We start from the raw sequence: 24,011 nt of genomic DNA, 5'->3' as shown, positions 1-24,011 counted from the left end.
AAAATACTGTTCCTTCACGGACTTGAATGACGGAGATCAGAATGTCTCATATCGCCGGGTCGGTGACCCAGATATCCGCCAACCCAAGAAATCATTGGGCGCGCGCGCTGGCCGCGATTGATCTCCGTGAGCTGGGACAGGGCTATAAAGCCAATCGGATTCTCGATACGATCCGATATAACGATAATATCGAAAGCGACCTGTTCCTGTTCTTCGAAACACTCATCAACGGAGTCGCGACCAATGATGATGTTCGGAAAATCAATATTCCCTCCGACTATAATCGGGGTATCGGCGGACCACTCCATCCTCCTTTCCGATCCATCAAGGACGGCGCAAGCTTTCCAAAGCCTTATCCATCTGGGTTGGCGCTTCCGGACATGGTTGGAAATTGTAACGATTTCCGGTACATCGAAGAATATGCCAATTGGCGCAGCAGCGCTGGAGCGGCTTTGCCGATCGATATCATTCATGTCGATGAGAAGGGAGAAGGCATCCCCTCGCTGCTCGCCTCAATCGCCGCCCAGAGCTATGCCGGTCGAATAAGGCTTCATATTTTAGGCGAGAAGCCGTCAGGGTGGAAAAAGCCCCGTGGGCTTGATGTGACATTCCACGCGATTGCGTTTCCCAGCGAAGAAGCCAACGCGCTGTTGTGGCGGATCAGCGGCGATACGCGACTGCTGCTATTCACCAGTGGCGTAATCGATCTTGATCCCATGACATTTTTGCGGATCGCGCACATGGGCCAGATATCGGATCAGGTGGTGCAGACTTTGATCCCGCCGCTGGCTGATTCCGGGGCTACCCCATTTTGCACCAGCGCCCACAAGAACATCGTTAACAGGCGCTATCCGTTTCGCGATGTTCTGGGGCTAAATTTTGCTGTCACCAGCACCTTGTTCCGCAATGTTGGCGGGTTGTTCGAGCCTCGGTTCGGTGGCGCCTACCATGCGGGGCGCGAATTTTGTTTCCGTCTCTATAATAGGGGCTGCTATTTTCAGCCTATCGCCACCCGAAACATTCGGGATTTCTCGGCCAAGAAAGGCCAAGGGGCTGCCGACGCAAAGCTCTATGTTCAGCTTTGCCCCAACCATTGGGATCGCAAGACGGATGGCGCGCATGAGGTGCCCAAGGTCAGCATCTACATTCCGGCCTACAAAGCCGGTAAATATATCCGCCGGGCGATCGACAGCGTGCTCGAACAGGACATGCAGGATTTGGAAGTCTGCATCGCCGATGACGGATCGCCTGACGACACGCTGGGGGTTTTGGAACGCCATTATGGCGACGAACCACGGGTGCGCTGGACAACCGGAGCAAATGGCGGCATCGGCTTTGCGTCCAACCGCGCTATCGCCATGGCGCGGGGCATCTATATCGGCCAGCTCGATTCTGACGATCGTCTAAAGCCGGGCGCCGTCCGCAGACTGGCCGATTTCCTGGACGAGAATACGGACGTCGCCTGTTGCTATGGCTCTTGCGAACGCATCGACGCGGACGAAAATTTCCTCAAGAACGAATATAGTTGGCCCGTCTTCTCGCGAGAGAAGATGATGATCACGTCCATCGCGCACCATTTTCGCATGTTTCGCAAACTGGCGTGGGAGCGGACGGAAAAATTTCGCGAGGATATCGTCAACGCGGTCGACTATGATATTTTCTTGAAATTGTCGGAAGTCGGTAAATTCCATCACATCGACGAGATTTTGTACCAGCGTCGTTGGCATGGCGAAAACACGTCCAACGTCAATGAAGGATTCCAAACGACCAACACCTACCGCGTGCAGCGCGAAGCACTGACGCGATCCGGCTTGGCTCATTTCTGGGATATCCATATCGCTGATCCCAAGGAACCGCGGCGGGTTACGTATCAGCGGGCAGAGGGACGGCCGCTCGTTATGTTCTGGCCCTATTACCGGGCCAATCCTTATCAGCGCCTCCTCTATGCCCCCCATGCCAATGATGCCGAATTCTGCGCCGGGACGATCGACGCTGCGTTGCAGATGATCACGATATCCGAACGCCCGGCAGAGCATATATTCCATCTCCATTGGCTCAATTTCCTGTTCAAGGCAGGAATGAGCGAGCAGGAAGCTGCCGCCAGCGCGAATGAATTCCTCGCCAAGCTGGAAAAATTCAAGACGCTGGGCGGCAAGGTCGTGTGGACTATTCACAATGTCATATCGCACGATGCAGAACATCGCGAAGTTGAAGTAAACCTGTCCAAAAAGCTGACGGAACTGGCCGATGCATTGCATTTGCACAGCGAATATTCGATCGCTGAGGTCGAGGCCCTGTTCCCCATTCCGCGACACAAGGTGCTGATTGCCAGGCATGGTCATTATGTCGGGGCATATGCCGATTTGGTATCGCAAGATGCGGCCCGTTCCTACCTCGGCCTTGCGCCTGCCGATGACGTCATTCTGTTCAATGGCCAGGTGCGTAAATATAAAGGCATCGGCACGTTGGTTGAGGCGTTTCGCAAGGTGCTGGCGCAACGCCCCAACGCGTTGTTGCTGATCGCCGGCGCGGCGCCGGAAAGCCCGATCGAAAATTTAGCTACGCCGCTGAGCGCGTTCGAAAGAACGCGTATCCATATCGTCGATCGGTATATAGACGATGCGGAACTTCAGGTTTTTCTGAAAGCGGCGGATTTCGCCGTCTATCCCTATCGCAACGTTTTGACGAGTGGATCGCTGATGCTGGCGCTCACCTTTGGCGTGCCGACGGTGATTACCGAAGCCGGCATGATCCGGGAAGTCATGGGCGGGGGAGATGCCGGTATTGTCTATGACGGTAGCGCAGCCGAATTGGAAAAGGCGCTGGCGGCGATGCTGGTGGCGAAGGATGATGGCGGGCTGAACGCCATGGCGGAGGAAGCGCGGCGACTGGCGAAGGCATGTAGTTGGGAACGGGTGCTGCAGAATATCTTGTAACGGGCGGCGCAAGGGCCGATTCGACGCCCCCGCTGCGCTCTCGAGTGAAGCGCAAGAATGAGACAGAAGGAACGGGACTGGCATGTCTATGCCGGTCCCGCTCCTTCTGTTTCGACAATGCCGTTGCCGGCGTTATCTGGTGATGGCGTTATTGAGGGAAATGATCGGGAAGATCGTCGAAGAGATAATGCCGACGAATTTTTGTACATCGACGATCGGCGCATTGGACACATACAGGATGTCCTTGTCGCGCATCGCGAAGTTCTGCGCGGCAAAGAATGTTGCCGGATCACGTAAATTCACGCGATAGATGACGCCCACTCGTCCTTGCGCATCCACAGCAACCCGCACCGGACCTTTTTCCGTTTGGCGGACTGGATTGGCAGGGTCTAAACCGAGAGCACGCGCGTCTTCGAAGCGGAACAGGAAAGCGCCAGCAGGATTGGCCTTATCTTCGTGAAGGCCGCCCACACGACCCAATGCCTCGATCAGACTGAGGCCGGTGGATTCGAACGATACCTCCCTGCTCTGACCGATTGCGCCCAAGGCGGTGAAGCTGAGCGGCTGGAAATAGGCAGACATGATATCGCCGGGCGCGAGGACGACATTCTGGCGGGGGTCGCGAATGATCGTTTCCAGCGGTAGAGATCTGGCGACCCCGGCTCGTGTGATCTGGATGGTGGTCTTGTTTATGGGCTGCTTGGTGCCGCCGCTCAGGGCGATGGCGTCCAGCACCCGCTCACCCTTTGCGGTCAGCGGGATGACGCCGTTATTCTCGAATTCCCCCACCATTGTTGCGGTGGCAGACGCGTTGCGCGAAAATGCGACTTCCACCTGGGGCATATGCGCTTTCCCCCGGAGGCGACGGGCAATTTCATTCGCAACCTGTCGTGTGGTTCGTCCTTCCACCGGAATCTGGCCGGCGAATGGCACGGAGATCGTGCCGTCGGAAATGACGACCTGATCGGGAAAGCTGGACTGGCGGGCCGTGCTGCTGCCATTGCCTTGCGCCAGCGCCGATCCTTCCCCGATGCTGCGGGTTGAGGATGGGGTGGCGTTGAAAAGAACGGCGGGCGGAGCTTCCCAGATTGCTATGCTCAGTACATCGCCGGCATGAATGATGGTTCCAACGGGCAGGGCGCCGCCCATCGTGTCGGCAAAGCCTGCACCATTCATGGCGTTCTGCGCCGAATTCACATTGTCCTTCGTAAGATCGATCAGATAGACCTGCGCTCCATCCGGCGCCTGTGCCGCATGGACGACATCGCGGCTCGATGGTCCCATGGCGCTGAAGGAACTGCAGCCCGTCGTCGCGAAAGTCGATAGGGTAAGCGCCATAATCAGGGGCAGGCGCGCGCAGGTCGCTATGCCGGTAGGGTAGATGATCAAAACGGGATCCCCAATATGAATATGTCCAAAGCAAATTGGCCGCTCCCTAGTTACGCGCTCCTCGGTTCGGGTGAAAGGCCAAATCGTATCAGCTCCATCGCTCGAAAAGCTTTCCTATCCGCACACGATAGGCATCCATCGAGAAAAGCTGGGCGCGCTGTACGCCCTTGTATTTCAAACTATCCCTCAGCACTGCATCGTTATTGATACGCCGTATGGCGTCGCTGATCGATCCTACGGACAGCGGGTCGATGAGCAGTGCCGCATCCCCGACGATTTCCGGCAGCGCCCCCCGATCGGATGTGATGACCGGGGTTCCCATCGCCATGGATTCGAGGGCGGGAAGCCCGAAGCCTTCGTAGAGACTGGGGAAAATCGTAGCGCGTGCATGTCGGATGATGTGCGCAAGCTCGCTGCGCGGCAGATAGTCGATGAGGATGATGCGCGGATGCGCGCCTGCCACCATCAATCGCTCCAGCATCGCCCGTTCCGTTGCATTGTCCCACCCCCCGCCTGAAACGAGGACCAAAGGGGCTTCGCTTTCTGACGTCACGAATGCCTCAAGCAGGCGTGCGACATTCTTTTTCGGCTCTATGGCGCCGAAGAACAGGAAATAGCCTCGATCCGTCAACTGCCAGCGGCCCAGCAGCCGGTCGATGGTTTCGTTCTCTTCCGTCGCAATCCCATGCCAGGCACTCAGCGCCTGATAGCTGTTGGAAATGCGTTCCGGATCGAGGGCGAAATGTTCGATGAGGTCGGTGCGAGACGCCTCGGACACGGTCAAAATATGGTCTGCCCGCTTTGTGATGGCGTGGCAGGTGCGCAGATAATCCTCGCTGCCGGAGGACATTGCGGGAAATTTGATCGGGACGATATCATGAATGGTATAGATGTTTCGCGCGCCCGGAACGAACAGAGGCAGGGGGTAGGTCCAATGCGCGACGTCCACACCCGGCATTCTTACCGGGGTGAACAGGCCAGTCCGTCGGAAGGCGCCGCGAGCGGCCCGGAAAAGGCGCGCTTTGTTCCAGTAAGCGTCGACGGCCGGGGAAAGAGCCTGCAACCCAATCGACAGGTCGTCGCGCGATATCGAGCGAGGTCGATGGCCGAGAGGCGACATGAGATAGTCGATGATTTTCCGGGCGGTCGGCGTTGGCGCGTCCGTCAGGCTTTCTCCCAACAGCAATTCGGTTCTGTGGCCCAGATCATGGGCCGCTTGCAGGAAACTGCGGCCATAGGACGCTATGCCGGTTCCTTTGCGGAGCGCCATATTGAAACCATCGACCAGAAGCCTCATGCTAAAATCGGCCGGAAGGCCGCCGCACAAATGAAATGCATGACTTCTCGCTTATGAGATTGTTTGATCCGACGATTGAGCATCGCAGATGCGTGGCATATGGGTTATCCGGTCGGTGTCGCCCATGACTTTAGGCAGATCGGGACTTTTCCGCAATCCGCTTGCCGCAGGAGCATGGATGAGGTGATGAAGTATATGCGCGCTATGATGCGGTTGCGAACCGATCGCCTATGGTTTGAGTTCGATCGACCGGGCTGGATTGGAGCGCGCGGCAGTGAAATCGGGATTGCGACGTCGTGCGAACATTTGGCTCTTAAGCGCATTTGATGCAGTTCCATAGATTGGCGGACATCGGTCTGGACCCGGTCGGCGATCCATCGCTTGCCACGATCGCGCGGGGCGCGAGTGGGCAGTTGCTCGCACTGGGTACGGATCATGTATTGAAGCTGTTCGACGATCAGGCGGCCGATTCGATGATAGAGCGTGAGGCTTTCGCGTCGCGATTGGCGGCGCGGGCCGGGCTGCCGGTGCCTGCTGCACTCGATTTTGTACGATATGACGGCGCGCGGGCCATTTTGTATCCGCGCGTCCATGGCGTCAGCATGGCCGATGAATTGCGTCGGCGCCCATTGCGGGGCGAACGCCTTTTGCGACGCTGGATGATGCTATGCCGGCAGATGCATATGGTTGTCCCGGACGGTTTGCGAAGTTTCAAGGACGTATGCCGCACCGACATGCTGCACGGCCCCCTGCCGGACCGTGTGAAGTTGCCCGCTATTGAATATCTTGAGTCCCTGCCCGACGGGGATCGCCTGCTCCATGGGGATTTGCACATCGGCAATGTCATGCTGGCGGATGAGGCGCTGATACTGGTCGATTGGTCGAAGGCGGCTAGGGGGGATCCGGCCGCCGATCTGGTGCGCATGGACATGCTCATGCGCTTTGGTGTCGGACCGACGGGGCTGGTCGTTGGCATATGGCGTGATTGGGCAACAAGAGCATGTCAGCGAGCCTATCGGGGCATAGGTGACGTGCCGCCGGAAAGGCTTGCGGCATGGCGCCCGATCGTGGCGTTGGCATGGCTGCGTGTCGGTGTCCCGAAACGGGCCAAGCGATTCCTGCAATATGCCAATCAATCGGCGCAGCGCGTCGGCCTTCCACCGGTCGAGCTGGCCGAACTTCGATGGCGAGCATCCACGGGAAGCGACGGGAAGTCGTTCCCAGGCAATTGACAGGATCGCTGCGGTAGCGCGGCGGGTAAGGGGCGAGAGGTCCGCTTATGCCGTCGTCAGCACGCCGCTATAGGCCGCGTCCTCCAGCGCCCTGCCTGCACCCATGGCCACGCAGATCAGAGCATCGTCCGCGACCCTGACCGGCAGGCCGGTCTGCTCCGACAGCGCCTGGTCGAGATGACCCAGCAGAGCGCCTCCTCCGGTTAAAGTGATGCCTTCCTCTATGATGTCGGCCGACAATTCCGGCGCCGTCTGTTCAAGCGCGGACATGACGGCCTGCTTGATCTGGCCTACGCCCTCGATCAAGGCTTCTGCGATCTCCAACTCGCTGATCGTGATTTCAGCCGGGCGGCCATTCACCAGATCGCGTCCCTTGACCTGCATCGTGCGCCCCTGATCGATCGGCAGCACCGCCGACCCGATCGCATGTTTGACGCGCTCCGCGGTCATTTCGCCAATCATCAGATTGTGATGGCGTCGCACATGAGAGGTGATCGCATCGTCCAGCTTGTCGCCCCCCATGCGGACGGAATTGCTATATGCGATGCCTTGCAGCGACAGAACGGCGACCTCGGTGGTTCCGCCGCCTATGTCCACCACCATGGCGCCGCGCGGTTCGGTGACGGGCAGGCCAGCGCCGATCGCCGCAGCCATCGGCTCGTCGATCAATTGCACCCGGGTCGCACCCGCCTGCATCGTCGCGACCTGGATGGCGCGCCGCTCCACCATGGTGGAGCCGGATGGCACGCAGATGACCACCTCGTGACGCCGGCTGAATCGGCCCGCGGAGCCGACCGCCTTCGCCATGAAATGTTTGATCATCTGCTCGGCCACATCGATGTCGGCGATGACGCCGTCGCGCAGCGGGCGGATCGCCTGGATGTTGGATGGGGTCTTGCCCATCATGGGCTTGGCCTCATTCCCCACCACCTTCACACGGCGCACTCCGGCGATGGTCTCGATCGCAATCACGGACGGTTCGTTGAGGACGATGCCGCGATCACGCACATGGATGACTGTGTTCACGGTGCCGAGGTCGATCGCCATATCATGAGCGGAGGAACCGAATAATCGTCTAAACATCTAATCCTCAGGGAATGGCAGTCGGGCCGCTATGGGGCGCTCGGGTCGCGATACAATGGCGGCACGGCGGATTGCCTGATTGTCGGGGTCACCGGAGTGGAGAGAGGGGCGTTGTTGAAATGGGCCGGGCTCCGCAGGAAATAAACGGGGTTTGCGTTGTTCTTGATATGGATCAGGCTGAGATCGATTTTGCCGGCAAGGCGGCTGTGTTAGCTCGATGAGCCTGTGGAACTACAAGGAACAAGAGCATGACCCACGCTGCCACCGTACCTGCTCTCATCGGTGTTGGGGGCCTGGACGATATCCTGGCGGGTGGATTGACGCGCGGCCGGGTCTTCCTGCTGGAAGGCAGCCCGGGGACCGGCAAGACGACGATCGCCACCCAGTTCCTGATGGAAGGCGCGATGCGTGGCGAAAAATGCCTCTATGTCACGCTGTCTGAGACGGAAGACGAAATGCGCGACAGCGCACAGTCGCACGGCTGGGATCTCACCGGTATCGACCTTTTCGAACTGGTCCCGCCCGAAAGTCTGCTGGACGAGGACCAGCAACAAAGCCTGCTCTATTCGTCCGACCTGGAATTGGGGGAGACCACGCGGCGTATCTTCGAAATGTTCGAGAGGGTGAAGCCCGACCGGGTCGTGCTGGACAGCCTGTCGGAAATTCGCCTGCTCGCGCAGAGTTCGCTGCGCTACCGCCGTCAGATCCTCGCGCTCAAGCATTTCTTCTCGACGCAGAACGCTACGGTGCTGATGCTGGACGACCTGACCGCCGACGTTGCCGACAAGACGGTCCATAGCGTCGCGCATGGCGTGATCCGCCTGGAAGAATTGTCCCCAGAATATGGGCCCGAGCGGCGGCGGCTGCGCGTCATCAAATATAGAGGGCGCCGGTTCCGCGGCGGTTTCCACGATTTCATCATCGATACCGGCGGCGTACGGGTCTTTCCCAGGCTGGTGTCGGCTGAACATAAGACGGAGTTCGTGCGCGACGTGTTGCGGAGCGATTCGCCCGCACTGGACGCGCTGCTGGGCGGGGGGATTGAACGGGGATCGAGCGTCCTGGTCCTGGGTCCGGCCGGGACCGGCAAGTCGTTGCTTGCCCTCATCTTCGTCGCGGCGGCGATTGCGCGCGGCGAACGGGCGGCGATGTTCGTGTTCGACGAAGAAATCGGCCTGTTGTTCAACCGCGCGATCGGGCTGGGCATCGACATGCAGGCCATGGTCGATAGCGGCAATCTCTTCATCGAACAGGTGGATGCGGCCGAATTGTCCCCTGGGGAGTTCTCCCAACGCGTGCGTACCTGTGTCGAACAGCACAAGGTCCGTACGATCATCATCGACAGCCTGAACGGGTATCAGGCGGCGATGCCGGAAGAGAATGCTTTGGTCCTGCACATGCACGAATTGCTGCAATATCTGAACCGACAGGGGGCGACGACCTTCCTGACAGTGGCGCAGCACGGCCTGGTCGGTGACATGAAAGCGCCTGTCGACGTGACCTATCTGGCCGACACCGTAGTGCTGCTACGTTATTTCGAGGCTTCCGGGCGCGTGCGGCGCGCCATTTCGATCATCAAGAAGCGCACAGGTGCGCATGAGGATACGATCCGTGAGTTCCGCATCGGCAGCTATGGCATTCGTCTGGGCGAACCATTGATCGGCTTTCAGGGCGTGTTGCGGGGCGTGCCCAATTTCGTCGGCGGACAGGGCGCGACTCCCTTGCTGGAAGACGAGGCTCGGTGAGCCCACATTTCTCCGAACGCGCGATCATCCTGGCGCCCCATGGGCGCGACGCTGCTATTGCGGCGTCGATCCTGACCGATGCGGGGTTGGGGTCGACGGTCGTCAACGCATTGCGAGATCTTGTCGGCGAGCTGGAACGGGGAGCGGGTTTCGCGCTCCTTACCGAAGAAGGCCTGCGGACGGCCAATCTCAATCCGCTCGCGCTCTGGCTGGAAGCGCAGCCGGAATGGTCCGATTTTCCGTTCGTGCTGCTGACCCAGAAGGGCGGCGGCCTCGAACGCAACCCGGCGGCCAAGCGGTTTTTGGACATGCTCGGCAACGTCACCTTTCTGGAGCGGCCCTTCCACCCCACGACCATGGTCAGTCTCGCCCAGTCGGCGCTGCGGGGCCGGCGGCGTCAATATGAGGCACGTTCGCGGCTGGAGGAACTGCATCGCGGCGCGGATAAATATCGATCGCTGTTCGAATCGATCGATGCAGGCTTCTGCATCATCGACATGGTCTTCGACGCGGACGGACGCCCGATCGATTATATGTTCGTGGAGGCCAATCCCGCCTTCGAGCGCCAGACCGGGTTGCAGGGGGCCGTGGGTCGGACGATGCGGTCCATGGTGTCCGGTCATGAGCAGCACTGGTTCGACGTCTATGGCGCCGTTGCCAGGACTGGCGAGCGCGTGCGTTTCGAGCAGCATGCCGAGGCGCTGGGAAATATCTGGTACGATGTCTATGCATTTCGGGTCGGCGATCCGGACGCCGGACGGGTCGCGGTCCTGTTCAACGATATTTCCGAACGGCGGCAGATGGAGCTGGCGCTGCGCGAGAGCGAGGAGCGGCTGAGGGGCCTCAACGAAACGCTGGAGGAGCGCGTCGTAGAGCGCACCGAGGCGCTCGAACGTACACAGGAAGCGCTCCGCCAGTCGCAGAAGCTGGAATCGATGGGGCAATTGACGGGTGGTGTTGCGCACGACTTCAACAACCTCCTCACGCCGATCGTGGGCAGCCTCGACCTGTTGCTGCGGCGCGGGGTTGGCACCGAACGGGAACGCAAGTTGATCGAAGGGGCGGTCCAGTCGGCCGATCGCGCACGCACGCTGGTGCAGCGGTTGCTGGCCTTCGCCCGGCGCCAGCCGTTGCAGGCGACCGCGATCGACATCGGCAATCTGGTGGGAAATCTGTTCGATCTGGTCGCCAGCACCTGTGGGCCGCGGATCAGGGTAGCGATAGACATCGCCGATCCGCTGCCGCCGGCCAAGGCGGACGCGAACCAGATCGAGATGGCGCTCCTCAATCTGGCGGTGAACGCGCGCGATGCGATGCCCGATGGCGGAACCCTGACGATCGGTGCGGCACCGGACCAGATCAAGCCCGGCAATGCGGCGCGATTGCGGCCGGGCGCCTATGTGCGGCTGAGCGTGACCGACACCGGGTCCGGGATGGATGCGGACACGATCGCTAAAGCTGTGGAGCCGTTTTTCACGACCAAGGGCGTCGGGCAGGGGACCGGCCTTGGCCTTTCCATGGTCCACGGCCTCGCCGCGCAACTGGGCGGCGGCCTGTCCATCGACAGCCTGGTGGGGCGGGGTACGCGCATCGACCTGTGGCTGCCGGCAACGGATGCGCGCCCCGAACAGGCGTCGGCGCCGCTGGAGATCGACGACAGCCATCGCGATTGCGGGATCGCGCTGGTGGTGGATGACGAGGATCTGGTGCGCGCCAGTACGGCGCACATGCTCAGCGAATTGGGATATACGGTCGTGGAAGCGCATTCAGGCGAGGAAGCGCTCAGGTTGATGCATGGGTCCGACGAGATAGACCTGCTTGTTACCGATCATCTGATGCCGGGCATAACGGGTACCGATCTTGCCACGAAGCTGCGGGAGTTGCGGCCCGGTATGCGTGTGCTCGTCGTGTCGGGCTATGCGGAAGGAAAGGGCATCTCGCCCGATTTGCCGCGCCTGACCAAGCCGTTCAAGCAAAGCGATCTCGCCAATTGCCTGGCCCAGTTATGAGGACATGGGTTGCATCCGCAATTTGCCGGTCCCTACCCGGCCGAGCGCCCAGGTCCGCCGCGCCTGTCGACCGCGACGGACCTGGTGATCGGATCAGCGCTCGATCTGGCTGACGTCGCGGACCGCGCCTTTGGCGGCGTTGGTGGTCATTGCGGCATAGGCGCGCAGGGCAGGCGAGACTTCGCGCTTGCGGCCGAAGGGCTTCCAGGCCTTCGCCCCCCGCGATTCCATTTCCGCGCGGCGCTCGGCCAGCAGGGCGTCGTCCAGGTCGACCTTGATGACGCGGGCCGGGATGTCGATCACGATCGGATCGCCGGTCTGGACCAGTGCGATCAGGCCGCCTTCGGCCGCTTCCGGCGAGACATGGCCGATCGACAGGCCCGACGTGCCGCCGGAAAAGCGGCCGTCGGTGATGAGCGCGCAGGCCTTGCCCAGTCCCTTCGACTTCAGATAGCTGGTCGGGTAGAGCATTTCCTGCATGCCGGGACCGCCCTTTGGCCCTTCATAGCGGATGACGACGACGTCCTTTTCCTTGACTTCGTTGCCCAGGATGCCCGCGACCGCCGCGTCCTGGCTTTCATAGACGCGCGCGGTGCCGTGGAAGACGAGGATGCTCTCGTCCACGCCCGCTGTCTTGACGATGCAGCCTTCGGGCGCGAGGTTGCCGAACAGCACGGCCAGGCCGCCATCCTTGGAGAAGGCATGGTCGGCCGAGCGGATCACGCCCTTTTCGCGGTCGGTGTCCAGCTCTTCCCAGCGCTTCGACTGGCTGAATGCGGTTTGGGTCGGCACGCCGCCGGGCGCGGCGCGGTAGAAGTTGCGCACGTCCTCGCTATTGGTGCGACCGATGTCCCAGCGCGCGAGCGCGGCGGCCATGGTCGGCGCATGGACGGTCGGCAGGCTGGCGTCGATCAGGCCGGCGCGCTCCAGTTCGCCCAGGATCGCCATGATGCCGCCGGCGCGATGGACGTCCTCCATATGGACGTCGTTCTTGGCGGGCGCGACCTTGCACAGGCACGGCACGCGGCGCGACAGACGGTCGATGTCGGCCATGGTGAAGTCGATCCCGCCTTCATAGGCGGCAGCGAGCAGGTGCAGCACGGTGTTGGACGACCCGCCCATGGCGATGTCGAGGCTCATGGCGTTTTCGAACGCGGCGAAATTGGCGATGCTGCGCGGCAGGACGCTCTCGTCGTCCTGTTCATAATAGCGCTTGGTGATGTCGACGATGACATGACCGGCTTCGCGGAACAGCCGTTCGCGGTCCGCATGGGTGGCCAGCGTGGAACCGTTGCCCGGCAGCGAGAGGCCCAGGGCTTCGGTCAGGCAGTTCATCGAATTGGCGGTGAACATGCCCGAACAACTGCCGCAGGTCGGGCAGGCGGAACGCTCGATCGTCTGCACTTCTTCGTCAGTGTAATTTTCGTCGGCGGCGACGACCATCGCGTCGACCAGGTCGAGCGCGACCTTCTTGCCGCGCACGGTGGCCTTGCCCGCTTCCATCGGCCCGCCCGACACGAAGACGACGGGGATATTGAGGCGCATGGCGGCCATCAACATGCCGGGCGTGATCTTGTCGCAGTTGGAGATGCAGACGATCGCGTCGGCGCAATGGGCGTTGACCATATATTCGACGCTGTCGGCGATGAGGTCGCGACTGGGCAGCGAATAGAGCATCCCGCCATGGCCCATGGCGATGCCGTCATCGACGGCGATGGTGTTGAATTCCTTGGCGACGCCGCCCGCGGCCTCGATCTCCCGCGCGACAAGCTGGCCCAGATCCTTCAGATGGACATGGCCCGGCACGAACTGGGTGAATGAATTGGCAATGGCGATGATCGGCTTGCCGAAATCCTCGTCCTTCATGCCCGTCGCGCGCCAAAGCCCGCGCGCGCCCGCCATGTTGCGGCCGTGGGTGGTGGTGCGGGAGCGGTAGGCGGGCATTGCAACGGTCCTTCAAGGCGGTGGAAGCGGACCCCTTACAGGCTGGGGGCGGTCAGCGAAACATATTATTCCCTTTGGCCGCCCATGTCAGGCTTTGCGCATGTTGGCGGCTATGGCCGCGTCATTTTGTTGCGGGCGGCGGGGTGCGCGGCTGGACCGGAACTTCACGAAGATGATGCATGTCGCCTGTGAGTGTTTTTCCATAAAATTCATGCCTTTCAATGGCTTGCTACCTTTCCTCTATCAGCTTGCGGGACTGTAGGACAGCGGTGTCGCGCGCGGTGGCCGATGTCCCATGATGGGATCACAGCGCGTGCCCGCCAAACTGCATGCTGGCGCTGGCGAATATCATGGTTAAGAAATGCTTATGCCCGCCGTTCGTCTTCGCCTGTCCATGCTGCGCCCCCTCGCCCTGGCCGGCGCAATGGCGCTGGCGATGCCCGCCGCAGCGCCCGCCCAGTCGCAGGGCGGCGCGCAGCAGTTGGCGCCGGGCGGCTATCGCTGGCTGGGGCAGGGGCCGTGGGACGGCCCGATCTACATGGTCATCAGCATCGAAAAACAGATGATCCATGTCTATAGCGGCGACCAGTTGATCGGGCTCGCCAGCGTATCGACGGGAATGAAGGGGCATCGCACCCCGACCGGCGACTATCCGATCCTGCAAAAGCGGCAATGGCACCGCTCCAACCTCTACAGCAATGCGCCCATGCCCTATATGCAGCGGCTGACCTGGGATGGGATCGCGCTCCATGCCGGGCATAATCCGGGCTATCCCGCCAGCCACGGCTGCATCCGCCTGCCCTATGCCTTTGCCCGCGACCTTTTCGCGCTGACAAAGATGGGGACGCTGGTGGAGGTGACGCAGGCGCGGCTGACTGCGGCGCTGCAATATGATGCGCTGGTGCTGGGCGATCCGGGGAGCCAAGTGGTGACGTTCGGGCCGGCGCGGAGCGAGCGGATGATGCTGCCTCCGCCAGCGCGTGACGATGCGGGCGGTGTGCCGAGGCTGGAAGTCGATCCGGCGATTTTCGGGATGGTGCGGGGGTAGGGCGTACCGTGCCTGTCGCGGGCGTTTGAACAGGCGGACTGCCGCGTAGAATTTGGTCTGAGGCTAGGTGTAATGGCGGGACGCGACCAATGGCAGATGTTCCCACCGGCCGCAGGCTGCTTCTATTGCGGACGTCTAACGCTGATGACAATATCGCGTCATGAAGAGAGGAAAACAGCAGCAACGAGACTTCGCAGAGCAACGCTGGCCGCTGCTTTCAAACCTTATGGCTTGTTATTTTAACGAGGATTTCGATCTTCTCTACGGCTCCCTTGATGGGGCTGTTGCCGCTTCGGCTAAGGATGGATCATTGGATCATCGGCGAGCAATACTAAAGGAATGGCGAGACTGGAACTCGTCCGTAGGTGCGGCAACTGACCTCCAGCCAGAGTTGAAAAGATGCTTTCCGATTGCTGTGCGTTTCAGGAACCCAACTGACGCCCGACACCTCATGGACGGCATCCATGATCGTTTGATCGAAGGGATAAGAGACGAAACAAAGCGAGATTGATGTCCGCTTTCCACAATGTCGCTCGTTAGGCGACAGTCGCCTAACCACCCTCCTCGCCCTATCCTTTTCCACCGACGGGACGGATTATCGGACTGGGCGTTCACGCTGTACCGGCCCTGTCCCTGCGGGCTCTTCCCATGCGGAAAGGACCGGGGCAGTTATGATCGTTCGGTAGCAAGGAAGGCGCATCAATGCAGGTGGATCGCTTGGCAGACCCCATATCCCCTCGATCGCTGCCCACCCGATCGCTGGCGGTCGCGGGGCTCTCCACCATCGTCGAATGGTATGATTTTACCCTCTATCTCTATTTCGCCACGGTATTGTCGCGGACCTTCTTCGGCGGGGGTGCGGTAGGGCTGGGCGATGCGCTGGCGGGCTTTGCGCTGGCCTATCTGATGCGGCCGGTCGGCGCGATCGTGTTCGGCCATATCGGCGATCGCTATGGTCGGCGGGTGACGATGCTGCTGTCGATGGGGATGATGACCGCGGCGATGCTGGCGACCGCGATGCTGCCGACCCATGCGCAGGTCGGGCCGCTGGCGGGGTGGCTGATGATCGGGTTGCGCTGTGTCATGGCCTTCTCCGTCGGTGGCGAATATACCGGCGTGGTGGCCTATCTGCTGGAGGGCGCGCGGGCCGGGCGGCGCGGGTTCGTGACGTCGCTGGCGTCGGCGGCGAGCGAGGTGGGTGCGCTGCTGGCGGCGGGCGTGTCGGCGATCACCGTCGCCTCGCTGAGTGCGCAGAGCCTGACCGACTGGGGGTGGCGGATACCGTTTCTGGTGGGCGCCGCGCTGGCGGGGGTCATCCTGGTGGCGCGGTCCACGATGGCGGAATCGCCCGACTTTCTGCGGCAACAGGCGCAGGCAACCACGCCCGCCAATCCGCTGGCCCATAGCCTGCGCCACCACAGGGCAGCGATCGGCCGGGGCTTTGCGATCTCGGCGCTGGGGTCGATCACCTATTATGTCGGCATCACCTATGTGCCGAGTTTCCTGGCCGCCATGGGCACGACGGGGGAGTCGGACGCGCTGTGGCTGTCGACGCTGGCCGCGCTGGCGGTGATCATGGTCACGCCGCTGGTCGGATGGTTGACCGACCGGGTCGGGCGGCGGCCTGTGCTGGTGGCGCTGGCGCTGGCGGGCATGGTCTTGCCGATGGCGATGTTCCTGCTGATGCAGGGCGGGTTTGGCGTGGCGCTGGCCGGCGCGGTGGTGCTGGCCTGTCTGGGCGGCGCAGTCAGCGCAGTCGGCGCGGTGGCTACGGCGGAGCAGTTTCCCGGCGAGGGGCGGCTGAGCGGCCTGGCCTTCGGCGCGACCAGCGCGACAGCTTTGTTCGGTGGATTGACGCCGTGGCTGGCGCACTGGCTGATCGAACGCAGCGGCTGGGCGCCGGCGCCGGGCGCGATGATTGCGCTGGTGGCCTTGTGCGTGCTGCCCGTTCTGCTGACGCTGCCCGAAACCGCGCCGCGGATACGCAAAAAGGCCGACCCGTCGCCGGCTCGGCCTTTCGCGTAAACCCGGCTCGGGGTTGTGCTTATGCGGGTTGCGCGGCCTCCTCGCTGGCGGGCAGGCGGATGAGGTAATCGAAGGCGGACAGCGCCGCCGTCGATCCGGCGCCCATCGCGATCACGATCTGCTTGTACGGCACCGTGGTGCAGTCGCCGGCCGCGAAGATGCCCGGCTGGCTGGTTTCGCCGCGCGCATCGATCTCGATCTCGCCACGCGGCGAGAGGGCGATCGCGTCCTTCAACCATTCGGTGTTGGGCACCAGGCCGATCTGGACGAAAATGCCCTCCAGCTCGACATCATGTTCCGTGCCATGGTTGCGGTCCTTGTAGGACAGGGCCGTCACCCGTTCGCCATTGCCGTCCACTTTGGTCGTCAGGCCCGACGTGATGATCCTGACGTTGGGCAGGCTGGCGAGTTTGCGCTGCAACACCGCGTCGGCGCGCAACTGGCTGTCATATTCGATCAGCGTCACATGGGCGACGATCCCGGCCAGGTCGATCGCCGCTTCGACGCCGCTATTGCCGCCGCCGATCACCGCCACGCGCTTGCCTTTGAACAGCGGACCGTCGCAATGCGGGCAATAGGCGACGCCCTTGTTGCGATAGTCGTCCTCGCCCGGCACGCCCATCTGCCGCCAGCGCGCGCCGGTGGACAGGATCAGGGTGCGGCCCTTCAATGATGCGCCATTTTCCAGCACGACCTCATGATAGCCGCCTTCGGCCTTGGCCGGGATCAGCTTGGCCGCCTTTTGCAGGTTCATGATCTCGACGTCATAATCCTTTACATGAGCTTCCAGCGCGCTCGCCAGCTTCGGCCCTTCGGTGCGCGATACCGAGATGAAATTCTCGATATCCATCGTGTCGAGCACCTGGCCGCCGAAGCGTTCCGCCGCGACGCCGGTGCGGATGCCCTTGCGCGCCGCGTAGATGGCCGATGCCGCGCCGGCGGGGCCGCCGCCCACGATCAGCACTTCGAACGGGTCTTGCTTCCTGATCTTCTCGGCCGCGCGGATGGCCGCGCCGCTGTCGATCTTCGCAACGATCTGCTCCAGTTCCATGCGGCCGCTGGCGAAGGGTTCGCCGTTCAGGAAGATGGTGGGGACCGCCATCACCTTGCGGCCGTCCACCTCTTCCTTGAACAGCGCGCCGTCGATGGCGACATGGCTGATCCGGGGATTGAGGACGCTCATCAGGTTCAGCGCCTGCACCACGTCGGGGCAGTTCTGGCACGAGAGCGAGAAATAGGTTTCGAAGGCGAAGTCGCCGTCGATATCCCTGATCTGCTGGATCAGGTCCTGCGCCGCCTTCGACGGATGGCCGCCGACCTGGAGCAGGGCAAGCACCAGAGAGGTGAATTCATGGCCCATCGGCAGGCCCGCGAAGCGCACGCCGATGTCCGTGCCGACGCGGCGGATCAGGAAGCTCGGCGTGCGCGGATCGGCGCCGTCCACCACGGACACCTTGTCCGACAGGGCGGCGATTTCGTTCAGCAGGTCGCCCAGTTCCTTCGATTTGGCGTCGTCGCCCAGCGCGGCGACCAGTTCGATCGGCTCGCGGATGTTGACCAGATAGGCCTTGAGCTGTTGCGTCAGGGTTGCGTCGAGCATGGGGGAAACTCCTCAAAGCGGTTTCCGGCGGAAACCGCGACAGAATCGAAAACTCTAGATACAAACATGGCCCGGAGCGGAGGAGAGGTTCCACTCCGGGCCACTTTGCGACCCGTTAGGGGACGGGTTGTTTAGATCTTGCCGACCAGGTCGAGCGACGGCGCCAGGGTGGCTTCGCCTTCTTCCCACTTGGCGGGGCAGACTTCACCGGGGTTGGCGGCAACATATTGTGCAGCCTTGACCTTGCGCAGCAGTTCGGTCGCGTTGCGGCCGACGCCTTCCGAGGTGATTTCCATGAACTGGATCACGCCTTCGGGATCGACCAGGAAGGTCGCGCGGTCGGCCAGGCCCACGCCCGGACGCATCACTTCGAAATTGTTCGTTATCTGGCCCGACTGGTCGCCCAGCATATAATAGTTGATCTTGCCGATCGCCGGCGAGGTGTCGTGCCAAGCCTTGTGGCTGAAATGGGTGTCGGTGGACACCGAATAGACTTCCACGCCCATCTTCTGCAGGGTCGGGTAGATATCCGCCAGATCTTCCAGCTCGGTCGGGCAGACAAAGGTGAAATCGGCCGGGTAGAAGAAGAAGACCGCCCACTTGCCCTTCACGTCAGCGTCGGTCACGTCGACGAACTTGCCTTCCTTATAGGCAGTGGCGGAGAACGGCTTGATGGTGGTGTTGATGAGAGCCATAGGCTGTCCAGATCCTCGATATGATGTTGCAGTTGCGAACACCCATGTAGGGATGCGGTCGATTCGGGGGAAATTGGTTTTCTGAGATGGTCTGAGTGAGAAAAACGATCACAGCCTGTCGGACTGATCGATCGCTTCGCCTGTCCTCAAATGCCTGCCAGCACCTGTAGCATAGCGTCTTCGACCATGGCCTGCGCCTCTTCGGGCGAAAAGGTCGACCGGTCGAGACAGAGTTCGAGCCACAGGCCATCGACCAGCGCGGTCAGGCTGATCGCGGCGACCCGGACGCGCGCGTCGCTCATCGCCGGGGCGGCGGCGCGCAGCAGCGTTTCCAGTTGCGCCCGCGCGCCGCCATAGACTTCGGCATGGACCGCGGCGATCTTCGGGTCGGACTTGACCAGGCTCCAGAAGGCGATCCAGGTGGCGAGCAGGTCGGGATCGAGTATCGGCGAGAGGAAATTGGCCTGGAGGCAGGCGCGCAGCCGGTCGCGCGGATCGTCGCCCGCGGCCTCCACCGCGGCGTCGAGCGCGGCGGAGACTTTCGCGCCGACATCGGCATAGGTGGCCAGGATCAGCGCATCGACGCCATCGAAATAATGGGTCAGCAGGCCCGACGATACCCCGGCATGAGCGCAGATCGCCCGGACCGACGTGCCGCCCACGCCCTTCTCGGCAAGGCATCGGGCCGTCGCCTCGATCAGCGCCTGGCGTCGTACATCCGCCGTTTCCCGGACAAATCGCGCCCTGGGTCGCGCCTTGCCCATGCTATCGTCCTTATTGTCGTTCACAGTCATTCCCCCGCTACATCCTTTGCGCGCTGACGGTGCGGCTGGCAAGATGGCGTCTCAAGCAAGGGATCGAACCGGCGGCCCGGTTGGTTCTTCCCGGGACATGAAGGAGATTGACGGATGATGCGCGCCCTTTCCCCCCTGCTGATCCTGCCCCTGCTGCTGGCGGGCTGCGCCAAGAGCGACGACACTATGGCGGTCGCGAACAATGCCACCAACGCCGCCGCGGTCGAGACGATCGAGGATATGGACTCGGTGCCGGCCAACGCGCAGGCGACTGACGCGCGGCTGCCGACCGACGACTGGGTCGGGCGGTGGACCGGGCCGGAGGGGCTGTTCCTCGACATCCAGCCCTCGCCCGACGGCAAGCCGGGCCATTATGCGTTGACCAACAAGGATAATCTCGACCGGCAGGGCGATTATAGCGGTGTGGCCGAAGGCACCACGATCCGCTTCGTGCGCGATGGCAAGGATCTGGCGATCCGGCCGGGCAATGGCGACGAGACGGGGTTCAAATATCTGGCGGGCAAGCAGGACTGCCTGGTCGTGATCGCGGGGCAGGAGGGCTATTGCCGATAGGCTGGGCTGGCGGCAGTAGATGATGATCCGTGGACCAGCGGTCTTGCTCAGCCTTTCGCGGAGATAAAACGGCAGTGGACGGCTGACAGCCTTTCACTCACTCGCCCAACCCCTCCAGCGCGGAAAAGCGCTGCGACCAGAGCGCGCCGTGGACGGCCATCCATCCGATTACCGGCGCCAGGCCCTTCACCCGCGCGGCGTACCAGGTTTCGCGGCCGGTGCGGCGGGCGGTCACGAGGCCGGCACGTTTCAGCTTGGCCATATGGCGCGACACCATCGGCTGCGATACGCCCGATTGCTGGGTCAGCGCCTGCACATTCTGCTCGCCCTCGCGCACCAGCGCTTCCAGCAAAGCGCGGCGGGTGCCGTCGGACAGTGCCTTGAACAGGGCATCGGCGGCGGCGTCGCGATCTGCGCTTCGTGAATCACTTGTCATGGTTAACCCATAATCATTGGGTTATGAATTGGTCAAGTTTCGCGGTGTGAAACCGCCCCGCACCGGCGTTAACCAAAAAAAGTTCGGTGGGGCGGGGGATAGAGTCTTTTGAGTCACACCGCCCGATATGGAGTCTGGGGCGAGTCGTGCGACTCTATATCTTGTGGGTCCACCCTTCGTTCCCCTGCACGTTAACCATTTCCTGAAGTCCCTGTGATAAGCTGCTGATCTTGACGGCGGACTCCCGAGGACTCATCGCTGGGCCTCAGAACGAATTCGGGGGCTTTTGCATATGGGTGTAATGGAGCGCGTCGCGGCGCCGCGGCGGAAGAAAGCGGCACGGCCGATCGCGGTCGAGGCGGCCCAGATCGCGACCGACACCCTGCTGCGCGGCGATTGCATTTCGGAAATGGCCAAGCTGCCCGACAATTGCATCGACATGATCTTCGCCGATCCGCCCTATAATCTGCAACTGGGCGGCGACCTGTTCCGGCCCGAAGGCGGCCGCGTCGACGCGGTCGACAATGACTGGGACAAGTTCGACACGCTGGGCAGCTATGACCGCTTCACCAAGGCGTGGCTGCGCGAGGCGCGCCGTATCTTGAAGCCCAACGGTTCGATCTGGGTGATCGGCAGCTATCATAATATTTTCCGCGTCGGCACCGCGCTCCAGGACGAAGGCTTCTGGATCCTGAACGACATCATCTGGCGCAAGTCCAACCCGATGCCCAATTTCAAGGGCACGCGCTTCACCAACGCGCATGAGACGCTGATCTGGGCGAGCCAGGGCGAAGACGCCAAATATACGTTCAACTACAAGGCAATGAAGACGCTGAACGACGAGTTGCAGATGCGCTCCGACTGGGTGCTGCCGATTTGCGGCGGGCAGGAACGGTTGAAGCGCAACGGCACCAAGGCGCACCCGACGCAAAAGCCCGAGGCGCTGCTCTATCGCGTGATGCTGGCCTGCACCAAGCCGGGCGACGTGGTGCTCGATCCCTTTTTCGGCACCGGCACTACGGGCGCAGTGGCCAAGCGGTTGGGCCGCAAATGGATCGGCATCGAGCGCGAGGACGACTATATCGAGGTCGCGCTGGAGCGGATCGAGGCGGCGCTGCCGCTGGACGAAAGCGCGCTCACCATCATGCAGACCGCGCGCCAGCAGCCCAAGGTCGCGTTCGGCACGCTGGTCGAGACGGGCTATCTGACGCCCGGCGCGCTGCTGATGGACAGCAAGCGCCGCTGGCAGGCGGAGGTGCGCGCGGACGGATCGCTGCTGGTGGGGGCCGACAGCGGCTCGATCCACAAAATGGGCGCGACGCTGCAAAATGCACCGAGCTGCAACGGCTGGACCTTCTGGCATGTGGAGGTCGAGGGCAAGTTGCAGCCGATCGACACGCTGCGGCAGACCTATTTGCTGGCAAACGAGCCTTGAGATGATGGGGTGCTCCCGCGCAGGCGGGAGCCCAGTCCTGCCGCCCGTTCGACCCCGCACGGTCTGAGCGGGGCTCCTGCCTTCGCAGGAGCATGGGGTCGCGTTAAGGGGATGTGCGCCACATCTGCCCGAAGGATAGTCGATGCTTCCTACCATCCCTCCTCACGCCCGCCTCTACCTGAAGCCCACATGGTTCGTGCCGACGCCGATCGGCTTGCCCGACGGGTCGACGGCGCGGATGGGCAATGGGCTGATCTGGTTCCAGGGCTATGAACTGAGCGCCTTCGACGGCGCGCGACGGATCGCGCGGATCGTGGTGCCGGTGGCGGATTTCGATGCGGCCATTGCGGGACTGCCCGATGCGCTGGCAGTGCGGGCGCAGCGACTGGCGGCGCATATCTCCGCGCTTCGCGCGCCGCTGGTGCTGGGCGACCGCACGATCCGCTTCGACGCGCCCCAGGTGATGGCGATATTGAACGTCACGCCCGACAGCTTCTCCGACGGCGGCAAGCATGTCGGCGATCCCCAGGCAGCGGCGGATGCCGGCTTCGCGATGGCGGCGGCGGGGGCGGCGCTGATCGACGTGGGCGGCGAATCGACCCGGCCGCGCGCGCCTAAGGTCTGGGAGGGCGATGAGATCGCCCGCATCGCCCCGGTGATCGAGCGGCTGGCGGCGGCGGGCGTGCCGGTGTCGGTCGATACGCGCAAGGCAGGCGTGATGGAGGCGGCGCTGGCGGCGGGCGCCGGCATCGTCAATGACGTCAGCGCGCTGGCGCATGATCCGCGCAGCCTGGAAGTGGTCGCGCGCGCGGGATGCCCGGTGATCCTGATGCACGCGCCATCCGCTGGCGACGATCCGCATGACAATCCGGGCGGTTATGGCGATGTCGTCGCCGACGTGTTCGACCATCTGGAGGCGCGGATCGCCGCGTGCGAGGGCGCGGGGATCGCGCGCGACCGGATCATGGTCGATCCGGGGCTGGGCTTCGGCAAGAGCCTGGCCGACAATCTGGCGCTGGTGAACGGCCTGGCGACTTTCCAGGCGCTGGGCGTGCCGCTGCTGTTCGCAGGGAGCCGCAAGCGGTTGATCGGGGCGCTGTCGAACGAGGCGCCGGCGGCGGATCGGCTGGGCGGATCGATCGCGCTCGCCTTCCGCGCGGCGCAACTGGGCGCGCAGATGGTGCGGGTGCATGATGTCCGCGAAAGCGTGCAGGCATTGCACCTGTGGCGCGGGCTGGCGGATGCGGGGCTAGGCGCGGTTTAGGCGGAGGCACATCGACCGGATTCATCCACCGCGCGCGCATAGAATCTGTTGTCGACCGCCATACGTGGAAAGCCGGGCGGGAGGGTTTCGGCCTCCACCAGCGCAAAGCCGTTCTTCTCGTAGAAGCGGTGCGCGGCGACGAAGCGGTCGGTGGTGCCGAGCCAGATTTGGGTCACGCCCCGGTCGCGGGCGGCCGCCAGCGCGGTGTCGAGCAGCGCCTGCGCCACGCCCGCCGCGCGGCCGCGATGGCTGGCGGCGACGAACATCTTGCGCAGGGCGACGGCACCCGATCCGATATCCTTGAGCGCGACCGTGCCGACCGGCCGGCTATCCTGCCGCGCGACCCAGAAACCGCCTGCGCCCGGCCCGTAAAAGGCGGGAATGTCGGTGAGGTCGGGCTGGTCGGCCGCGGTGATGGCGATGCCATATTCGTCGCGCTGGATCGACAGGATCAGGTCCAGCACGCCCTGCTGGTCGGCGGGGGCGAAGGGACCGATCATGACGCG

20 protein-coding genes are annotated in these 24,011 nt (G+C 62.6%); 11 read left to right on the top strand and 9 right to left on the bottom strand.

From position 1 onward, the window contains the following. Positions 1-41: 41 nt before the first annotated feature. Positions 42-2,936, top strand: a complete 2,895-nt coding sequence (locus SBA_RS18200; RefSeq protein WP_261935426.1) for a glycosyltransferase — start codon at positions 42-44, stop codon at positions 2,934-2,936. 132 nt (positions 2,937-3,068) lie between these two features. On the opposite strand, the gene SBA_RS18195 is transcribed toward SBA_RS18200, so the two are convergent. Beyond that, entirely contained in the window at positions 3,069-4,325 is a 1,257-nt protein-coding gene (locus tag SBA_RS18195; protein ID WP_261935425.1) for a polysaccharide biosynthesis/export family protein, read from the bottom strand. An 88-nt stretch (positions 4,326-4,413) separates the two neighbouring features. Next, entirely contained in the window at positions 4,414-5,301 is an 888-nt protein-coding gene (locus SBA_RS18190; protein WP_390902463.1) for a glycosyltransferase family 4 protein, read from the bottom strand. Between SBA_RS18190 and SBA_RS25315 the strand changes: the two genes are divergently transcribed. Then, complete coding sequence (locus tag SBA_RS25315; protein WP_390902465.1) at positions 5,260-5,679, top strand: hypothetical protein; 420 nt, start codon at positions 5,260-5,262, stop codon at positions 5,677-5,679. The two genes, SBA_RS18190 and SBA_RS25315, sit on opposite strands and share 42 nt — an antisense overlap. A gap of 284 nt (positions 5,680-5,963) precedes the next feature. Continuing rightward, positions 5,964-6,854, top strand: a complete 891-nt coding sequence (locus tag SBA_RS18185) for a phosphotransferase family protein (protein WP_261935423.1) — start codon at positions 5,964-5,966, stop codon at positions 6,852-6,854. Positions 6,855-6,899: 45 nt separating this feature from the next. Here SBA_RS18185 and SBA_RS18180 read toward each other — a convergent pair whose 3' ends face one another. Beyond that, positions 6,900-7,901 carry a rod shape-determining protein gene (locus tag SBA_RS18180; protein ID WP_390902355.1) on the bottom strand — a complete coding sequence of 334 codons (1,002 nt, stop codon included), beginning with the start codon at positions 7,899-7,901 and terminating at the stop codon, positions 6,900-6,902. Between the two features lie 284 nt (positions 7,902-8,185). On the opposite strand from SBA_RS18180, the gene SBA_RS18175 reads away from it, so the two are divergent. Both SBA_RS18175 and SBA_RS18170 read left to right on the top strand, forming a co-directional pair. Next, positions 8,186-9,682 carry an ATPase domain-containing protein gene (locus tag SBA_RS18175; protein ID WP_261935421.1) on the top strand — a complete coding sequence of 499 codons (1,497 nt, stop codon included), beginning with the start codon at positions 8,186-8,188 and terminating at the stop codon, positions 9,680-9,682. After that, the gene (locus tag SBA_RS18170) at positions 9,679-11,691 is read left to right on the top strand and encodes a hybrid sensor histidine kinase/response regulator (protein ID WP_261935420.1); all 2,013 of its coding nucleotides are present in this window, start codon (positions 9,679-9,681) and stop codon (positions 11,689-11,691) included. Before SBA_RS18175 ends, SBA_RS18170 begins: the two co-directional genes overlap by 4 nt. Before the next feature lie 93 nt (positions 11,692-11,784). On the opposite strand, the gene ilvD is transcribed toward SBA_RS18170, so the two are convergent. After that, entirely contained in the window at positions 11,785-13,635 is a 1,851-nt protein-coding gene (gene ilvD, locus SBA_RS18165; protein ID WP_261935419.1) for a dihydroxy-acid dehydratase, read from the bottom strand. Between the two features lie 367 nt (positions 13,636-14,002). Between ilvD and SBA_RS18160 the strand changes: the two genes are divergently transcribed. The 3 genes from SBA_RS18160 to SBA_RS18155 all read left to right on the top strand — a co-directional run bounded on the left by SBA_RS18160 (position 14,003) and on the right by SBA_RS18155 (position 16,708). Then, a complete protein-coding gene (locus SBA_RS18160; protein ID WP_261935418.1) occupies positions 14,003-14,683 on the top strand; it encodes a L,D-transpeptidase family protein in 681 nt (226 codons plus the stop codon). Positions 14,684-14,843: 160 nt separating this feature from the next. Beyond that, a complete protein-coding gene (locus tag SBA_RS25310) occupies positions 14,844-15,194 on the top strand; it encodes a contact-dependent growth inhibition system immunity protein (protein ID WP_390902354.1) in 351 nt (116 codons plus the stop codon). A 191-nt stretch (positions 15,195-15,385) separates the two neighbouring features. Then, positions 15,386-16,708: an MFS transporter gene (locus SBA_RS18155; protein ID WP_261935417.1), complete on the top strand. Its 1,323-nt coding sequence runs from the start codon at positions 15,386-15,388 to the stop codon at positions 16,706-16,708. Positions 16,709-16,727: 19 nt separating this feature from the next. Here the strand turns inward: SBA_RS18155 and ahpF are convergent, their stop codons facing one another. The 3 genes from ahpF to betI form a co-directional block, all read right to left on the bottom strand. Further along, a complete protein-coding gene (ahpF, locus tag SBA_RS18150) occupies positions 16,728-18,308 on the bottom strand; it encodes an alkyl hydroperoxide reductase subunit F (protein WP_261935416.1) in 1,581 nt (526 codons plus the stop codon). A gap of 131 nt (positions 18,309-18,439) precedes the next feature. Next, positions 18,440-19,003 carry an alkyl hydroperoxide reductase subunit C gene (gene ahpC / locus SBA_RS18145; protein ID WP_224551185.1) on the bottom strand — a complete coding sequence of 188 codons (564 nt, stop codon included), beginning with the start codon at positions 19,001-19,003 and terminating at the stop codon, positions 18,440-18,442. A gap of 146 nt (positions 19,004-19,149) precedes the next feature. Then, positions 19,150-19,767, bottom strand: coding sequence for a transcriptional regulator BetI (gene betI / locus SBA_RS18140; RefSeq protein ID WP_261936789.1), 618 nt, complete (start codon positions 19,765-19,767; stop codon positions 19,150-19,152). Positions 19,768-19,914: 147 nt separating this feature from the next. Here betI and SBA_RS18135 point away from each other — a divergent pair, with 147 nt between their 5' ends. Next, positions 19,915-20,370, top strand: coding sequence for a hypothetical protein (locus tag SBA_RS18135; protein ID WP_390902462.1), 456 nt, complete (start codon positions 19,915-19,917; stop codon positions 20,368-20,370). A 97-nt stretch (positions 20,371-20,467) separates the two neighbouring features. Here the strand turns inward: SBA_RS18135 and SBA_RS18130 are convergent, their stop codons facing one another. Then, entirely contained in the window at positions 20,468-20,806 is a 339-nt protein-coding gene (locus tag SBA_RS18130) for an ArsR/SmtB family transcription factor (RefSeq protein WP_224551188.1), read from the bottom strand. 292 nt (positions 20,807-21,098) lie between these two features. On the opposite strand from SBA_RS18130, the gene SBA_RS18125 reads away from it, so the two are divergent. Together SBA_RS18125 and folP are read left to right on the top strand one after the other, a co-directional pair. Beyond that, positions 21,099-22,241, top strand: a complete 1,143-nt coding sequence (locus SBA_RS18125; protein WP_315975785.1) for a site-specific DNA-methyltransferase — start codon at positions 21,099-21,101, stop codon at positions 22,239-22,241. A gap of 142 nt (positions 22,242-22,383) precedes the next feature. Continuing rightward, positions 22,384-23,505 carry a dihydropteroate synthase gene (folP, locus tag SBA_RS18120; RefSeq protein WP_261935414.1) on the top strand — a complete coding sequence of 374 codons (1,122 nt, stop codon included), beginning with the start codon at positions 22,384-22,386 and terminating at the stop codon, positions 23,503-23,505. Here the strand turns inward: folP and SBA_RS18115 are convergent. After that, on the bottom strand, positions 23,502-24,005 hold the full coding sequence (locus SBA_RS18115) for a GNAT family N-acetyltransferase (protein WP_261935413.1): 504 nt from the start codon (positions 24,003-24,005) through the stop codon (positions 23,502-23,504). The genes folP and SBA_RS18115 overlap by 4 nt on opposite strands. Between the last annotated feature and the right edge of the window lie 6 nt (positions 24,006-24,011).

Origin of the sequence: Sphingomonas bisphenolicum, assembly GCF_024349785.1 — a bacterium.
In the GTDB taxonomy this organism is placed as follows: domain Bacteria; phylum Pseudomonadota; class Alphaproteobacteria; order Sphingomonadales; family Sphingomonadaceae; genus Sphingobium; species Sphingobium bisphenolicum.
Note: the sequence above shows the minus strand (reverse complement) of the source record. Positions and strands in the feature narration are given on the sequence as shown.

What these genes read in the sequence shown, in the direction of transcription:
- SBA_RS18200 (WP_261935426.1), top strand. Translation starts at nt 42, where the DNA reads ATGTCTCATATCGCCGGGTCGGTGACCCAGATATCCGCCAACCCAAGA.
- SBA_RS25315 (WP_390902465.1), top strand. Translation starts at nt 5,260, where the DNA reads ATGCGCGACGTCCACACCCGGCATTCTTACCGGGGTGAACAGGCCAGT.
- SBA_RS18180 (WP_390902355.1), bottom strand. Translation starts at nt 7,901, where the DNA reads ATGGCGATCGACCTCGGCACCGTGAACACAGTCATCCATGTGCGTGAT.
- SBA_RS18175 (WP_261935421.1), top strand. Translation starts at nt 8,186, where the DNA reads ATGACCCACGCTGCCACCGTACCTGCTCTCATCGGTGTTGGGGGCCTG.
- ilvD (WP_261935419.1), bottom strand. Translation starts at nt 13,635, where the DNA reads ATGCCCGCCTACCGCTCCCGCACCACCACCCACGGCCGCAACATGGCG.
- SBA_RS18160 (WP_261935418.1), top strand. Translation starts at nt 14,003, where the DNA reads ATGCCCGCCGTTCGTCTTCGCCTGTCCATGCTGCGCCCCCTCGCCCTG.
- SBA_RS25310 (WP_390902354.1), top strand. Translation starts at nt 14,844, where the DNA reads ATGAAGAGAGGAAAACAGCAGCAACGAGACTTCGCAGAGCAACGCTGG.
- SBA_RS18155 (WP_261935417.1), top strand. Translation starts at nt 15,386, where the DNA reads ATGCAGGTGGATCGCTTGGCAGACCCCATATCCCCTCGATCGCTGCCC.
- ahpF (WP_261935416.1), bottom strand. Translation starts at nt 18,308, where the DNA reads ATGCTCGACGCAACCCTGACGCAACAGCTCAAGGCCTATCTGGTCAAC.
- ahpC (WP_224551185.1), bottom strand. Translation starts at nt 19,003, where the DNA reads ATGGCTCTCATCAACACCACCATCAAGCCGTTCTCCGCCACTGCCTAT.
- betI (WP_261936789.1), bottom strand. Translation starts at nt 19,767, where the DNA reads ATGGGCAAGGCGCGACCCAGGGCGCGATTTGTCCGGGAAACGGCGGAT.
- SBA_RS18135 (WP_390902462.1), top strand. Translation starts at nt 19,915, where the DNA reads ATGCGCGCCCTTTCCCCCCTGCTGATCCTGCCCCTGCTGCTGGCGGGC.
- SBA_RS18130 (WP_224551188.1), bottom strand. Translation starts at nt 20,806, where the DNA reads ATGACAAGTGATTCACGAAGCGCAGATCGCGACGCCGCCGCCGATGCC.
- SBA_RS18125 (WP_315975785.1), top strand. Translation starts at nt 21,099, where the DNA reads ATGGGTGTAATGGAGCGCGTCGCGGCGCCGCGGCGGAAGAAAGCGGCA.
- folP (WP_261935414.1), top strand. Translation starts at nt 22,384, where the DNA reads ATGCTTCCTACCATCCCTCCTCACGCCCGCCTCTACCTGAAGCCCACA.
- SBA_RS18115 (WP_261935413.1), bottom strand. Translation starts at nt 24,005, where the DNA reads ATGATCGGTCCCTTCGCCCCCGCCGACCAGCAGGGCGTGCTGGACCTG.